The 12,947-nt window shown below is 65.0% G+C and carries 21 protein-coding genes; 6 read left to right on the forward strand and 15 right to left on the reverse strand.

Annotated features, from left to right (window positions below):
* Positions 1-14 precede the first annotated feature (14 nt).
* Complete coding sequence (locus NU1_RS09605; RefSeq protein ID WP_067519512.1) at positions 15-479, reverse strand: EXLDI protein; 465 nt, start codon at positions 477-479, stop codon at positions 15-17.
* Between the two features lie 219 nt (positions 480-698).
* On the opposite strand from NU1_RS09605, the gene NU1_RS09610 reads away from it, so the two are divergent.
* From NU1_RS09610 to NU1_RS09615, 3 genes are all read left to right on the forward strand, one after another.
* The gene (locus NU1_RS09610) at positions 699-1,127 is read left to right on the forward strand and encodes a pyridoxamine 5'-phosphate oxidase family protein (RefSeq protein ID WP_067519514.1); all 429 of its coding nucleotides are present in this window, start codon (positions 699-701) and stop codon (positions 1,125-1,127) included.
* 101 nt (positions 1,128-1,228) lie between these two features.
* Positions 1,229-1,363 carry a helix-turn-helix domain-containing protein gene (locus tag NU1_RS40180; RefSeq protein ID WP_371859783.1) on the forward strand — a complete coding sequence of 45 codons (135 nt, stop codon included), beginning with the start codon at positions 1,229-1,231 and terminating at the stop codon, positions 1,361-1,363.
* An 18-nt stretch (positions 1,364-1,381) separates the two neighbouring features.
* The gene (locus NU1_RS09615; RefSeq protein ID WP_067519516.1) at positions 1,382-1,963 is read left to right on the forward strand and encodes a putative glycolipid-binding domain-containing protein; all 582 of its coding nucleotides are present in this window, start codon (positions 1,382-1,384) and stop codon (positions 1,961-1,963) included.
* On the opposite strand, the gene NU1_RS09620 is transcribed toward NU1_RS09615, so the two are convergent.
* The 12 genes from NU1_RS09620 to rpsJ form a co-directional block, all read right to left on the reverse strand.
* On the reverse strand, positions 1,954-2,478 hold the full coding sequence (locus tag NU1_RS09620) for a hypothetical protein (protein ID WP_067519518.1): 525 nt from the start codon (positions 2,476-2,478) through the stop codon (positions 1,954-1,956). The genes NU1_RS09615 and NU1_RS09620 overlap by 10 nt on opposite strands.
* Positions 2,479-2,850: 372 nt before the next feature.
* Positions 2,851-3,147: a 30S ribosomal protein S17 gene (gene rpsQ, locus NU1_RS09625; protein ID WP_067519519.1), complete on the reverse strand. Its 297-nt coding sequence runs from the start codon at positions 3,145-3,147 to the stop codon at positions 2,851-2,853.
* Positions 3,144-3,383: a 50S ribosomal protein L29 gene (gene rpmC / locus NU1_RS09630; protein ID WP_067519521.1), complete on the reverse strand. Its 240-nt coding sequence runs from the start codon at positions 3,381-3,383 to the stop codon at positions 3,144-3,146. Before rpmC ends, rpsQ begins: the two co-directional genes overlap by 4 nt.
* Positions 3,383-3,799: a 50S ribosomal protein L16 gene (gene rplP, locus NU1_RS09635; RefSeq protein WP_067519522.1), complete on the reverse strand. Its 417-nt coding sequence runs from the start codon at positions 3,797-3,799 to the stop codon at positions 3,383-3,385. The genes rpmC and rplP overlap by 1 nt, the downstream gene beginning before the upstream one ends.
* 4 nt (positions 3,800-3,803) lie before the next feature.
* A complete protein-coding gene (rpsC, locus tag NU1_RS09640; protein WP_067519524.1) occupies positions 3,804-4,622 on the reverse strand; it encodes a 30S ribosomal protein S3 in 819 nt (272 codons plus the stop codon).
* A complete protein-coding gene (gene rplV, locus NU1_RS09645) occupies positions 4,623-5,024 on the reverse strand; it encodes a 50S ribosomal protein L22 (protein WP_067519526.1) in 402 nt (133 codons plus the stop codon). It abuts the gene before it with no gap.
* Entirely contained in the window at positions 5,021-5,302 is a 282-nt protein-coding gene (gene rpsS, locus NU1_RS09650; RefSeq protein ID WP_067519528.1) for a 30S ribosomal protein S19, read from the reverse strand. The genes rplV and rpsS overlap by 4 nt, the downstream gene beginning before the upstream one ends.
* A 14-nt stretch (positions 5,303-5,316) precedes the next feature.
* Positions 5,317-6,147: a 50S ribosomal protein L2 gene (rplB, locus tag NU1_RS09655; RefSeq protein ID WP_067519529.1), complete on the reverse strand. Its 831-nt coding sequence runs from the start codon at positions 6,145-6,147 to the stop codon at positions 5,317-5,319.
* Between the two features lie 33 nt (positions 6,148-6,180).
* Positions 6,181-6,486 carry a 50S ribosomal protein L23 gene (gene rplW / locus NU1_RS09660; protein ID WP_067519531.1) on the reverse strand — a complete coding sequence of 102 codons (306 nt, stop codon included), beginning with the start codon at positions 6,484-6,486 and terminating at the stop codon, positions 6,181-6,183.
* Positions 6,483-7,184: a 50S ribosomal protein L4 gene (rplD, locus tag NU1_RS09665; protein ID WP_067519533.1), complete on the reverse strand. Its 702-nt coding sequence runs from the start codon at positions 7,182-7,184 to the stop codon at positions 6,483-6,485. The genes rplW and rplD overlap by 4 nt, the downstream gene beginning before the upstream one ends.
* On the reverse strand, positions 7,181-7,846 hold the full coding sequence (gene rplC, locus NU1_RS09670; RefSeq protein WP_067519534.1) for a 50S ribosomal protein L3: 666 nt from the start codon (positions 7,844-7,846) through the stop codon (positions 7,181-7,183). The genes rplD and rplC overlap by 4 nt, the downstream gene beginning before the upstream one ends.
* Positions 7,847-7,860: 14 nt before the next feature.
* The gene (gene rpsJ, locus NU1_RS09675) at positions 7,861-8,166 is read right to left on the reverse strand and encodes a 30S ribosomal protein S10 (protein WP_003938093.1); all 306 of its coding nucleotides are present in this window, start codon (positions 8,164-8,166) and stop codon (positions 7,861-7,863) included.
* Between the two features lie 588 nt (positions 8,167-8,754).
* Here rpsJ and NU1_RS09680 point away from each other — a divergent pair.
* The gene (locus tag NU1_RS09680) at positions 8,755-9,231 is read left to right on the forward strand and encodes a hotdog fold domain-containing protein (RefSeq protein WP_067519536.1); all 477 of its coding nucleotides are present in this window, start codon (positions 8,755-8,757) and stop codon (positions 9,229-9,231) included.
* A gap of 96 nt (positions 9,232-9,327) precedes the next feature.
* Positions 9,328-10,539 carry a lycopene cyclase family protein gene (locus NU1_RS09685; RefSeq protein ID WP_067519538.1) on the forward strand — a complete coding sequence of 404 codons (1,212 nt, stop codon included), beginning with the start codon at positions 9,328-9,330 and terminating at the stop codon, positions 10,537-10,539.
* Between the two features lie 25 nt (positions 10,540-10,564).
* Here NU1_RS09685 and NU1_RS09690 read toward each other — a convergent pair whose 3' ends face one another.
* Positions 10,565-10,993, reverse strand: a complete 429-nt coding sequence (locus tag NU1_RS09690; RefSeq protein WP_067519540.1) for an NUDIX hydrolase — start codon at positions 10,991-10,993, stop codon at positions 10,565-10,567.
* A gap of 62 nt (positions 10,994-11,055) precedes the next feature.
* Positions 11,056-12,084: an SDR family oxidoreductase gene (locus NU1_RS09695; protein WP_067519619.1), complete on the reverse strand. Its 1,029-nt coding sequence runs from the start codon at positions 12,082-12,084 to the stop codon at positions 11,056-11,058.
* A 164-nt stretch (positions 12,085-12,248) separates the two neighbouring features.
* On the opposite strand from NU1_RS09695, the gene NU1_RS09700 reads away from it, so the two are divergent.
* Positions 12,249-12,947 carry a hypothetical protein gene (locus tag NU1_RS09700; RefSeq protein WP_157552073.1) on the forward strand — a complete coding sequence of 233 codons (699 nt, stop codon included), beginning with the start codon at positions 12,249-12,251 and terminating at the stop codon, positions 12,945-12,947.

Consider the following 12,947-nt stretch of genomic DNA (forward strand, 5'->3'; position numbering starts at 1 on the left):
CCGTTGCGGCCGAGTCAGATATCGAGAACCTGTGTGGACGGATGCTCGATCACATCGAGCACCGTGCGATACAGCTTTTCCGGTAACCGGCCCCGCAACTCCCCGATCGAGTCCACGATCTCGGTCGTGAACTCGCCCCACCCATCCTCACCGAGGCCGATGAGATCGCGCCACCCCCTGAGACCTTTCGTCCAGTTCGCGACGAGCTGCGACGAATCGGACCAGTCGATCTCCTGGCGGTGAATCAGGAACTTGCCGGTGCGGCCCTGATAGACGCGCAGCTGTGCGACGCCCTGCGTGGTGAACTGCCGGTACTCGCCGATTAGGCGGCCGACGAAGCGCTGCCGCCGCGCACCACCGGGGCCGACCCGGAGTTCGATCTCGGTGAGTCGGCTGTCATCGCCCGGTGTGACGTCTATGGTCACGGCCTCGGCGGAGGCGCTCGTGGGATCGGTGGGCTTGTGCAGATCAGTGGGCATGATTCCCCTCAATTCATTAGCTACTGCGCATGCGGGCATGCGGGCAGTAGGCGATAGGCGTTCGAGTTGTCTTGTTCCGCAACGGTTCGACTACTCGCCCGTGGAAGTTCGGAGCTCCCGGCTCGCCACTTCCTGCGGCTACTATATGTAGACGTATACGTATAACGCAAGAGTGGTGGACGTCATAGTTCTGTCGGACCCGGCACGTACGGTGGACCCATGGCACTGACGTTGAAAGAACGACAGGAATTCCTCGCACAGCCGCATATCGGGGCGCTGGCCGTCACCGCCGGGCCGGATCGAGCACCGCTGAACGTGCCGATCTGGTACCAGTACTCACCCAATAGCGAGCTCTGGATTACGACCGGGGCGCAATCCAAGAAGATCAAACTGCTCGAGGCTGCCGGACGGTTCAGCCTCATGGTGCAGGTGTTGGAGCCGAGCATCCGCTACGTGACGGCGGAGGGGCCCATCACCCGGGTGGTGCCGATGGCCGAGGATCGCGGCGAATTGCGCGAGATGGCGGCGCGCTACCTGCCACCCGAGAAGGTGGACCCATACCTGGAGTTCGCCGAATCCCATGGCGAACAGGTCGTGGTGTACATGCGGCCGGAGCACTGGCTGTCGGCCGACCTCGGCAAGGTGTAACCACCCGCCGAAACACGGCTGCTGGCGTGCGGCCTCAGACGAAGGCCCGCCTCCCGGAAAGGAGGCGGGCCTTCGCGCATTGATCCGTCGCTATCCGATGTATCGGCGTCCTCGAAGCCGTCGCCGAGCGCGGCTATGCCGCCACCACCGTGGCCGATATCGTCGCCCGCGCCAGCGTCTCGCGCCGCACCTTCTACCGCGTCAGCTACCGCAATCACCCGCTCACCGGCCGGTGACCGTGCGACAGTGGACGAGTGCGATTCGACAATCCGCCAGCTATGGCCGCGTGGCGGCACTGTGCGGCGCGCGAGGGATTCGAGGTCACATTCCTTCGTGCCACGAGTACGGGCATGCTGATCAATGGGAGTACGACCGCGATCGAGGGTGGGCGCGGATGGACCGTGGAGTACTCGATCGCACTGGACAGCGAGTGGCGTACCCGGCACGCCCAGGTTGCCGTGCGCCACGAAAGCAGCAGGGAGAGTGTGCGGCTGGCGGCGAACGGGGTGGGCAGCTGGACGGTGAACGGGATCGCGGCACCCGCGCTCGACGGGTGCGTCGATATCGATCTCGAAGCCTCGGCCTGCACCAACGCCCTACCGATCCATCGGCTGTCGATCGGGGTCGGCGAGGAGGTCGATGCCCCCGCCGCCTACGTACACCTCGCGGTACCGAAGGTCACTCGGCTGGAGCAGCGGTACCACCGGATACCCGATGATGGCGCGCGGCACCGATTCGATTACAGGGCACCGGAATTCGATTACTCCGGCGTACTGGTGTACGACGCGAGCGGGTTGATCGTCGACTACCCGGGCCTCGCGGTGCGTCAGCAGTAGTAGCAGATCCCGTTGGCGGGGAGCTGAGTGAAGCACTCCGAGCACATGACGACCCGGGTGGTCTCCGGCTTCTCCTCGGCGGGAGCGGCGGCGAGCCCGCGGGCCGCAGCGACCTTCGGGGTGAGCGGCGGGATGCCGGGCTCCGCCGGGACATCCGCGGCGTAGGACTGATAGCACTGCCAGCGGGCGTATCCGGCATGCAACTCGAGATCGGCCGGAATCGGGAGGGCCGCCAATTCGAGGACGTACTTGTAGATGTCCCCAACCTTGTGATTGCGATTGACACACAGGGCGGTCAGCGGCGGCTCGCCCGCACGGTGGCAGCGTCGCGCGACCTTACGCAGAATGGCGTCGATCCAGGTGCGGGTCGGGGCATCGGTACGCACACCCGACATCTCCTGCACCCGGTCGGCCAGCTCGGTCACGGTAACGAAATTGCCGTAGCCCGAAGCGGTTTCGACGAGCACCTCGTGGGCGGCCAGGGCCCACGCCACCGCGGCGTCGCGAAACGACACCGCCGCATCATCACTCGTCCGCCAAGCACCCGAAGTCGTTGTCGCAGCATCCCTCATAGCCCATAGAAGGTAACCCCTCGGGGGGCCTTTACGCCAATACCACGGCGCGCCGGAAGAGACCCACGCGACACGAGCGCCCTTGCGCGAGAAAGAAGTTCGATCGACATGACACGGTCGGGGGCGGGTCACCCGGCTCCATCCCCGCCATCGCGGCTTCACCACCGCAGCCCCATCCGCACGATTCGGGCATCATCACTGCGGAATCACCCCCGAATACACGAAGGCCCGCCCCCCAGTCGGGAAGCGGGCCTTCGTTACTACGACCAGTCGGCCGAGCGCAGATCGTTTCCGACCCGTAAGCAATCGCTAGGACTACTTGGCGCGCTCGAGCACCTCGACCAGACGCCACCGCTTGGTGGCGGACAGCGGACGGGTCTCCATCAGCTGCACGCGGTCGCCGACATTGGCAACCTCGTTCTCGTCATGGGCCTTGACCTTCGAGGTGGTGCGGATGATCTTGCCGTAAAGCTTGTGCTTCACGCGATCTTCCAGCTCGACCACGATGGTCTTGGTCATCTTGTCGGAGACAACGTAGCCGATGCGCACTTTGCGCTGGCCGCGTACCTCTTCCTTGGCCGGCGTCTTGGCCGGGCCCTTTACGTCGCTCATGCGGCGTCTCCCTTGCCTTCAGGACCGGAGGCCAGGCCGAGCTCGCGCTCACGCATGACCGTGTAGATGCGCGCGATCTCGTGGCGGACCACACGCAGACGACGGTTGTTTTGCAACTGGCCGGTCGCCATCTGGAAGCGCAGGTTGAAAAGCTCTTCCTTGCCTTCGCGCAGTTTGGCAACGAGCTCTTCTTCATTGAGCTCGCGCAGGTCTGCGGCCGGAGTTCCGGTAGCCATCAGAACTGCTCCTCCCTGGTTACGATCCTGCACTTCATGGGGAGCTTGTGCATCGCGCGGCGCAGGGCCTCACGAGCGGTCTCCTCATTCGGGTAAGACATCTCGAACATGACCCGACCGGGCTTCACGTTCGCGATCCACCACTCCGGCGAACCCTTACCGGAACCCATGCGGGTTTCGGCCGGCTTCTTGGTGAGCGGGCGATCGGGGTAGATGTTGATCCAGATCTTGCCGCCACGCTTGATGTGGCGGGTCATCGCAATACGCGCCGACTCGATCTGCCGGTTGGTCACGTAGGCCGGCTCCAGAGCCTGGATGCCGTACTCGCCGAACGCCACCGAGGTGCCGCCCTTGGCCATACCGGAACGACCGGGATGATGCTGCTTGCGGTGCTTGACCTTGCGAGGCATCAACATGAGGTCAGCCCTCCTGGGTCTCTGCCGGAGCCGGAGCCTCCGCCACCGCGGTGGCGGTGGCGGCGCCCGAACGCCCGGCCTCAGTGCTGGTCGCAGTGGTGCCCTGGGCACCGGAACGACGCGGACGGCTCGGCCGCTCACGACGCTCGCGACGATCGCCCGACGGAGCGGCGGTCGCGGAGACCTCGCGCTTGCCACCGACGATGTCGCCCTTGTAGATCCAGACCTTCACGCCGATACGGCCGAAGGTGGTCTTCGCCTCGTACAGGCCGTAGTCGATGTCCGCACGAAGGGTGTGCAGCGGCACACGACCCTCGCGGTAGAACTCCGAGCGCGACATTTCGGCGCCACCGAGGCGGCCCGAGCACTGCACGCGGATGCCCTTGACGTTCGGCGAACGCATGGCCGACTGAATGGCCTTACGCATCGCACGACGGAACGCCACGCGGTTCGACAGCTGCTCGGCAACACCCTGAGCAACGAGCTGCGCATCCGATTCGGGGTTCTTGACCTCGAGGATATTCAGCTGCACCTGCTTCTTGGTGAGCTTCTCCAGCTCGGAGCGGATGCGATCGGCTTCCGCGCCGCGACGGCCGATCACGATGCCCGGACGCGCGGTGTGGATATCCACACGGACGCGATCACGGGTGCGCTCGATCTCGACCTTCGAGATTCCGGCCCGCTCCATGCCAGTGGCGAGGAGCTTGCGGATCTGGACGTCTTCCTTCACGTATTCCGCGTACTGCTTATCCGCGTACCAACGCGACTTCCAGTCGGTGGTGATACCGAGGCGGAAGCCATGGGGGTTAATTTTCTGTCCCATTTACTTTGCCCCTCCCTTCCGGCGGCTACGAGTGGCAGCGCCGGCAGTGGGCACGCTCTCGACCTCGATGGTGATGTGGCTGGTGCGCTTGCGAATCCGGAACGCACGGCCCTGGGCCCGCGGCTGGAAACGCTTCATGGTCGCGCCCTCGTCGACGAATGCCGTCGAGATGACCAGGGTGGCCGGGTTCAGACCGAGGTTGTTCTCGGCGTTGGCCGCGGCCGAGGCCACGACCTTCGCGACCGGCTCGCTGGCGGCCTGCGGAGCGAACCGCAGGATGTTCAGCGCGTCCTCGACTCGCTTGCCGCGGACCAGGTCCACAACACGACGAGCCTTCATCGGGGTCACGCGAACATGCTTAGCGGTTGCGCGTGCGGTCTGGTTCTGAGTTTCTGTGCTCATCGCCGCTTGCTCTTCCGATCGTCCTTGACGTGGCTACGGAACGTCCTGGTCGGCGCGAACTCACCGAGCTTGTGCCCAACCATGTTGTCCGACACGAAGACCGGGACGTGCTTGCGGCCGTCGTGCACCGAGAACGTGTGGCCGATGAAATCGGGAATGATGGTCGAACGACGCGACCAGGTCTTGATGACCTGCTTCGTGCCCTTCTCGTTCTGAACGTCCACCTTCTTGAGGAGGTGGTCGTCTACGAACGGGCCCTTCTTGAGGCTGCGTGGCATCTTTAACCTCCTCCTTAACGCTTCTTGCCGCGGCGGCGGACGATGAGCTTGTCGCTCGGACGGTTGGGCTTACGGGTGCGGCCTTCCGGCTTACCCCAGGGCGAGACCGGGTGGCGACCACCGGAGGTCTTACCCTCACCACCACCATGCGGGTGGTCCACCGGGTTCATGACCACACCACGCACGGTCGGGCGAATGCCCTTCCAGCGCATACGGCCGGCCTTACCCCAGTTGATGTTCGACTGCTCGGCATTGCCGACCTCGCCGATGGTGGCGCGGCAGCGCACATCGACGCGACGGATTTCACCGGAGGGCATACGCAGGACGGCGTAGGCGCCTTCCTTACCCAGCAGCTGAATGCTCATACCGGCGGCACGGGCCAGCTTGGCGCCGCCACCCGGACGCAGCTCCACCGCGTGAATGGTGGTACCGGTCGGGATCGAGCGCATCGGCAGGTTGTTGCCCGGCTTGATATCGGCACCGGCGCCGGACTCGATCTTCGTGCCCTGGCTGATGCCCTTGGGCGCGATGATGTAGCGCTTCTCGCCATCCGCGAAGTGCAGCAGGGCGATATTCGCGGTCCGGTTGGGGTCGTACTCGATGTGAGCGACCTTGGCCGGGATGCCGTCCTTGTCCATTCGACGGAAGTCGATCAGACGGTAGGCGCGCTTGTGGCCGCCACCACGGTGCCGGGTGGTGATCCGGCCGTGGGCGTTACGACCACCGGACTTGGTGAGCGGACGCAGCAGCGACTTTTCGGGGGTCGAGCGGGTGATCTCAGCGAAATCGGAGACCGATGAACCGCGTCGACCCGGGGTCGTCGGCTTGTATTTACGGATTGCCATGAGTTCTTCTCTACTTTCTGGATTCCCAGGCGCTTACGCGACCGGGCCTCCGAAGATCTCGATGGGCTTGCTGTCGGCCGAGATGGTCACGAGCGCGCGCTTGACGTTCTTGCGCTTGCCGTATCCGAATTTGGTCCGCTTGCGCTTGCCCTGACGGTTGGCGGTATTGACGCTGGTCACCTTGACGCCGAAAACCTTCTCGACGGCAATCTTGATCTGCGTCTTGTTGGAGTCCGGGTGCACCACGAAGGTGTAGGTGCCTTCCTCGATCAGTCCGTAGGACTTCTCGGAGATGACCGGCGCCAGCAAAATGTCGCGGGGGTCGGCGATCGTGGTCACTTGCTCTCCTCCTGTGCAGCTGCTGTGTCCTGCGGGGATTCCGCAGGGCCGTGCACGAAGGCGTTGAGCGCCTCGACGCTGAAGATGACCTCATCGGCCTTCAGCACGTCATAGGTGTTCAGCTGATCGGGTGCGATCGGGTGCACGTTCTGCAGGTTCGCCACGCTCTTCCACGCGGTGACATCTTCGCGACCGACCACGACCAGGATCTGCTTGCGAACCGAAAGCTCGGCAAGGAAGTCCCGGGCCACCTTGGTGGACGGGGTCTGACCCGACACCAGTTCGGTGATCACGTGGATGCGCTCGTTGCGCGCCCGGTCGGAGAGGGCACCGCGCAGGGCGGCGGCCTTCATCTTCTTGGGCAGACGCTGGGTGTAGTCGCGCGGCTGCGGGCCGTGCACAGTGCCACCACCGGCGAACTGCGGCGCGCGGGTCGAACCCTGACGGGCGCGGCCGGTGCCCTTCTGGCGGTACGGCTTCTTTCCACCACCGCGGACTTCACCGCGGGTCTTGGTGGAGTGCGTGCCCTGGCGAGCCGCGGCCTGCTGGGCCACGACGACCTGGTGCATCAGCGCGATATTGGCGGTCACGTCGAAGATCTCCGCGGGGAGATCGACGGTGCCCTCGGTCTTGCCGCCCGGAGCCTTGACCGGAACGGTCAGGCCGGCGGCCTTCTTCTCAGTGCTCACCGCGCTCATGCCCGGGCACCACCCTTCACTGCACTCTTGACGATCACGATGCCGCCGGTGCGGCCCGGGATCGCGCCCTTGATCAGCAGCAGGCCGTTCTCGGCATCCACCTTGTGGACCGAGAGGTTCTGCGTGGTGACACGGTCGTTACCCATACGGCCCGACATGCGCATGCCCTTGAACACGCGACCCGGGGTGGAGCAACCACCGATGGAGCCCGGACGACGGTGCACAGCCTGCGCACCGTGCGAGGCACCCTGGCCACTGAAACCGTGGCGCTTCATGGTGCCCGCGAAGCCCTTGCCCTTGGAGGTGCCGGTCACGTCGACGTAGGTGCCCTCTTCGAACACGTCGGCGGAAAGCTCCTGGCCGACCTCGAAGGAGGCGACGTCGGCGACGCGGATCTCCGTAATGTGGCGACGCGGGGTGACACCGGCCTTGGCGAACTGGCCGGAAACCGGCTTCGTCACCTTGCGCGGGTCAATGGCGCCGTATGCGATCTGAACGGCCGAGTAGCCGTCGACCTCGACGGTACGAATCTGAGTCACGACGTTGGGACCAGCCTTGATGACGGTCACCGGAACGACGCGGTTCTTCTCGTCGAAGACCTGGGTCATACCGAGCTTGGTACCCAGGATGCCCGCTGCCGGGCGGCTCTTGTTGTCAGTCATATCTACAGTCCCCGTCACTGAATGTTGACGTCGACGCTGGCCGGAAGATCGATGCGCATGAGAGCGTCCACCGTCTTCGGCGTCGGGTCGAGGATGTCGATCAGCCGCTTGTGTGTACGCATCTCGAAGTGTTCGCGCGAGTCCTTGTACTTATGCGGCGAACGGATGACGCAGTACACGTTCTTTTCGGTCGGCAACGGCACCGGGCCGACGACACGGGCGCCGGTGCGGGTCACCGTCTCGACGATCTTGCGCGCAGACGCGTCGATCGCCTCATGGTCGTAGGCCTTGAGCCTGATGCGGATCTTCTGTCCCGCCACGCTGAGTGTCCTTTTCTCCGCTTGCGTTGTGGCCCGGAAGCTTTCGCTCCCCTACCACCCTCATTTGCACAGCCCGAACACACGAAGACGCATCAGCAACTAACCAACTCGACCGGGGTGTACCCCGCTCCGTCACCGCTGTTCATCTGTCATGGTTCTTCCGGCCCACGCGGTCGGGCGTGTCGCCCATCCGCTCATTCTCCGGCCCCGGATCAAATCCTGTGGAGCCTCGGAACCCTGTTCCGGACGTACCCGCGCCAAAAGCCGGGTACTAGATTTGGGTCTTGCTTACCCGCGACCACCAGCGCAGTTCCACAGAACAGACGCAACCCGGTGCAGGCAACCCGAACAGTATGCCTCGAGGCTCGGGAGGACTTCAAATCGCCCCCCTCCGATACGCCAGGTGATGGCGCTGGTCACATCCATCGGCACGAAAAATGCGGACGGATACGTCGAATCGGGCTGCGGAGGCAGTATGCCATGGGCATTCCCCTGGACGAGTTGGGCGGCAGACCCACGGCGCGAGCCCGCCGCCGCCCGAGCCCCGGGCAGCTTTCGAATAACTTACTTTCGAGTAAGATACTCGGTATGACGAAAGAGACCGCCACCTACCGCGGCTGGAAGAAGCTGCCCGACAATCGTTTGGGCCACACCCTGTTCTCCCTGGGCATGGTCGCGCGGGTGCCGTACTTCGGCACGGTGCTGCCGACCGTCATCCGCCTGGAACCGGGTCTGTGCGAGGTGACCGCCCCCAAGTGGTTCGGTATTCACAACCACCTCAGCACCTTCCATGCCATCGCCGCCTGCAATCTCGCCGAGGTCGCCATGGGCATGCTGAGCGAGGCCACCGTCCCCGATACCCACCGCTGGATTCCCAAGGCCATGAACGTGCAGTACCTGGCCAAGGCGAATTCGAGCCTTCGCGCGGTGGCGAAGCTTCCCGAACTCCCCGATTTCGACGAGATCACCGAGGGCCAGAACCTGATCGTCCCGGTCTCGATCTTCGACAAGACCGGCCTCGAGGTCGTGCACGCCGACATCACCACCTGGGTGACCCCGAAGTAGCTCAGGACCGGGCAAGCCCTCCTCGGTGGGCTTGCCCAGTAGGCCAGAGGGGATGTGGTCTGGCGGGGGTGGGCGAAATGCTGTTTGAATGCGGGTATGAGTGGGCGGGTCGGCAAGGGCGCCGATATTTGTGTGGTGGGGCTGGGGCCGACGGGGCGGGCCCTGGCACATCGGGCCGTGCGGGCGGGGTTGAACGTTGTGGCGGTGGATCCGCGGCCGGAGCGGTTGTGGGTGCCGACGTATTCGTGCTGGATCGATGAATTGCCGCAGTGGTTATCGCACAGTGCGATTGCCAGCCGGATCGAGGCACCCGTGGTGTGGACCAAGGCGGAGCGGCGGATCGAGCGGCCCTACTGCGTGTTGTCCAAGCAGGGGTTGTGGGATGCGCTGCCGTTGGACGGCGCGACGGTGATCGCGCAGCGGGCACGGGTTGTCGACGCGCACCGGGTGGAATTGGCGGATGGGACCGAGGTGAAGGCGGCCACGGTCTTCGATACGCGGGGACAGGCCGCGCCGGGGCCGCGGCGGACCGCCAGTGCACATGGGATTTTCGTGGCCGAGGATATTGCCGCGCCCATGGTCAAACCGGGTGAGGGGCTGCTGCTGGACTGGCGGGATGAGAACGGGGCGGGGCCCGATGAGCCGCCGTCCTTCCTGTACTCGGTACCGCTCGGGGATGGGACCGTCATCTTCGAGGAGACCAGTCTCGGATTGCGTGGCGGGATGCCGCAGCACGAATTGCGGCGGCGGACCCTGAATCGACTTGCCGCGCACGGGATTCGACTACGTGGCGACGAACCCAGCGAGGCGGCGCACTATCCGCTCGATGAGGCGCCGCCGAAAGCCGGGCTCGGACAGGTGATTCCGTTCGGGTCCCGCGGCGGGCAGATGCATCCGATCACCGGGTACTGCGTGGCGGATTCACTCGCGCTGGTGGACACCGCGATCGACGCCCTGCGACGGGGCGCGGATCCGATCGAGGCGATGTGGCCGTGGCAGGCACGACTGGTGTACTGGATGCGGATGCGCGGGGTGTACGGGCTCGGGCGGCTGACCACGGAGCAATCCATCGCCATGTTCGACTCGTTCTTCACCAGGCCGCCACGCCAGCAGCGGGCACTGCTCTCCTCGCACGACGACTACACCGCGCTGGGAGCCTCGCTATTCATGACGGTGGCGCAGACCTGGCCGTTCCGCTGGCGCTACGACCTGGTCGGCTGGACCAACCGAAACCGCTGGGTCGATTACGACTTCGGACGGCCGACGGACATCGCCGATTCCGCAAGTGAGTTACCCGGCCACGCCTAGCCACAGCGGAACCGTCACCCCCGGCTCAGGTCGAGATTTGATCCAACCAGGCGTCCTGTTGGTCGGCCAGCGGCTTCTCCAGTGGTAGCACCACGAAGCGACATGCGAACTTCATGCCTTGGTCGGCCCCGGTGCCGTCGACCCGATGCGTCCAGGCATCGGGTGTGTCTTCCCTGGCGTCAAGGCGGAAGAATGTGGTTCGGCGTGGATGCCGGGTCTGCGGGTGTGGGCGGTGGTCCACAGCGATTCGGTTGATCACGGAGATATCGAAAAGCCCGGTTTCCTCCGCCACCTCACGCAGGACCGCTTGTTCGAGGTCTTCGCCCGGGTGCACGCCACCGGCCGGTATCTGGGTTCCCGCCTCGGGCATGCCGACGTGGTCGAACACCAGAAGTTCAGGGACTGTGCGGCACCTGATTACGTATGCGGCTACCCGGATTCGAGATTGCTCCACCGCAACATCGTGCCCGAATGGACGCTGAACGGCACGGGATCTGTCTCCGGGCGAGGGAGAGCTCAGACCCAGTTCTCGATCCAGTACTTCCAGATGACCGGCGCGTAGGCGGCCAGGGGCGGGACCTTGATATCGCTGTCCCGCAGGGCGGCGGCGGTATTGCGGTTGTCGAACCAGCAGGAGAATTCGCTGTGCTCGATGACCTCGGTGGGCACGCCGACCTGCCGGAGCAGGCGGCCGATACCGGGCACGCGCAGGGTCATATCGAGCGTCTGCTTCGGCATGACCTCCACCAGATGCGGTGCGCCCGCTTCATCGGCGAACAGGTTGAGGGCATCGGCGACGCTTTGCCGACGCGGATCCACCACATGGAATGTGGTGCCGCTGGGCACCTCGACATGTGCGAGGTAGTCGAGAGCGCGGGCCACGAAATCGACGGGCACCATATTGGTTTCGCCGAGCTTGGGGGCCACCACGGGCAGGATGCGCGGCAATTGCGCGGCCATGCGCAGCAGCCGGAAGAAGTAGTAGGGGCCCTCGATACGGTCGATCTCACCGGTCCGGGAGTGGCCGATCACAATGGACGGCCGATAGATCCGCCACGGCACCGGGCAGTTCTCCCGGACCGCGCGTTCGGCCTCCAGCAGCGACCGTTGCCACGGACTTGCCAACACCTGGCCGACATCGAGCATATCCTCGGCGAACAGGCCCTCCCAGTCACCCGCCACGGCCACATTCGAAATATGGTGCAGGGCACCGGCGGACAGCTCCCCGGCCAATTCCAGCACCCGCCGGGTACCGCCGCTCGCCCCGACCGCGTCGTAACCGCCCGCCAGATGGAAAATATGGTCGATCGAACCCCGCTGCGCGGCAACCCAGTTCGGGTCGATGCCGACGCCGGGCGCGCTCAGGTCGCCGCGCACCGGTCGTACGCGGTCCCCGGCATCCCAGGTCCGCACGCACCGGTTGAAACGCAGCACCGAATCCTCGCCTGGCCGCACCAATACATGCACCTGTTCGCCGCGCTCGAGCAGTTCCGGTATGAGGAATCGACCGATGAACCCGGTTGCCCCGGTGACCAGGTAAGCCATGCGGTCACCATATCGTGAGCCACGCCACACTTTGCTGGCGCATCCGGTCGAGACGGTCATACCCGACAGACGAAGCGGTCATAACCGGTAAAGGACTCGCCCGGCTCACACCGGTAGCGGGGAATGTGCCCTTCTGCGGGGCGAAGTCACGGCATGCTGTGCCGGTGAACTTTCGGACTCTGATGACCACATCGGCGATCTGCGCGAGTGTGCTGGCGGCCGGATGCGGTAGCGACACCGCGACCGGCGCGACGGACACGACTCCGAGCACCCCCCGCGATCAACTGGTGCTGACGGGATCGGAACTACCGGCCGGATCGAAGAAGGTGAGTATCCCGCCGGACCAACTCCGCGAGTCGATGGCCGATTTCGCGGGGGTGAAGTCGGACTCCACCATTACGCCGGAGGAGTGCCGCGCCCCGCAGCTCGACCTGGAGGCGGTGAGCAGGGAGACACTCAGCGATGCCGCCATCACCGCGGTCGTCGCCGACACCGCGATCCTCACCGAATTCGTTTCCGGCCGCGTCGCCGACCTCACCAAATTCGCTCAGGCCGAGGCCGAATGCCCGCAACTGACGATCAGCCGCGTTATGGAGGGTGAGCGGATGGATTCCTCGGTGAAGGTGGACACTCGCACACCGCCCGCCGCGTTGGACGGTATCGACGCCATCGCCTCGTACTCGACCAGTACGGCCGCCGTGGCGAATGTCGAGCCGGCCGTCACCGCGACCTACGCCGGGTGGGCGACCCTGCGCGGGACCACGGTCGCGGTGCGGGTGACCTCGTTGAACGAGACGCTCGATGAGGCGGCCGCGGAGCAGTTCTTCGTGGATGCCGTGCGAAAGGTCAAGGACGCGAAGTAG

The sequence above is a fragment of the Nocardia uniformis NBRC 13702 genome, from assembly GCF_001613345.1.
In the GTDB taxonomy this organism is placed as follows: Bacteria; Actinomycetota; Actinomycetes; order Mycobacteriales; family Mycobacteriaceae; genus Nocardia; species Nocardia uniformis.

Excerpts from the sequence above, each read along its gene's own strand:
- NU1_RS09605 (WP_067519512.1), bottom strand. The coding sequence starts at position 479 with ATGCCCACTGATCTGCACAAGCCCACCGATCCCACGAGCGCCTCCGCC.
- NU1_RS09610 (WP_067519514.1), top strand. The coding sequence starts at position 699 with ATGGCACTGACGTTGAAAGAACGACAGGAATTCCTCGCACAGCCGCAT.
- rpsQ (WP_067519519.1), bottom strand. The coding sequence starts at position 3,147 with ATGAGCGACGTAAAGGGCCCGGCCAAGACGCCGGCCAAGGAAGAGGTA.
- rpmC (WP_067519521.1), bottom strand. The coding sequence starts at position 3,383 with ATGGCTACCGGAACTCCGGCCGCAGACCTGCGCGAGCTCAATGAAGAA.
- rplP (WP_067519522.1), bottom strand. The coding sequence starts at position 3,799 with ATGTTGATGCCTCGCAAGGTCAAGCACCGCAAGCAGCATCATCCCGGT.
- rpsC (WP_067519524.1), bottom strand. The coding sequence starts at position 4,622 with ATGGGACAGAAAATTAACCCCCATGGCTTCCGCCTCGGTATCACCACC.
- rplV (WP_067519526.1), bottom strand. The coding sequence starts at position 5,024 with ATGAGCACAGAAACTCAGAACCAGACCGCACGCGCAACCGCTAAGCAT.
- rpsS (WP_067519528.1), bottom strand. The coding sequence starts at position 5,302 with ATGCCACGCAGCCTCAAGAAGGGCCCGTTCGTAGACGACCACCTCCTC.
- rplB (WP_067519529.1), bottom strand. The coding sequence starts at position 6,147 with ATGGCAATCCGTAAATACAAGCCGACGACCCCGGGTCGACGCGGTTCA.
- rplD (WP_067519533.1), bottom strand. The coding sequence starts at position 7,184 with ATGAGCGCGGTGAGCACTGAGAAGAAGGCCGCCGGCCTGACCGTTCCG.
- rplC (WP_067519534.1), bottom strand. The coding sequence starts at position 7,846 with ATGACTGACAACAAGAGCCGCCCGGCAGCGGGCATCCTGGGTACCAAG.
- NU1_RS09680 (WP_067519536.1), top strand. The coding sequence starts at position 8,755 with ATGACGAAAGAGACCGCCACCTACCGCGGCTGGAAGAAGCTGCCCGAC.
- NU1_RS09685 (WP_067519538.1), top strand. The coding sequence starts at position 9,328 with ATGAGTGGGCGGGTCGGCAAGGGCGCCGATATTTGTGTGGTGGGGCTG.
- NU1_RS09695 (WP_067519619.1), bottom strand. The coding sequence starts at position 12,084 with ATGGCTTACCTGGTCACCGGGGCAACCGGGTTCATCGGTCGATTCCTC.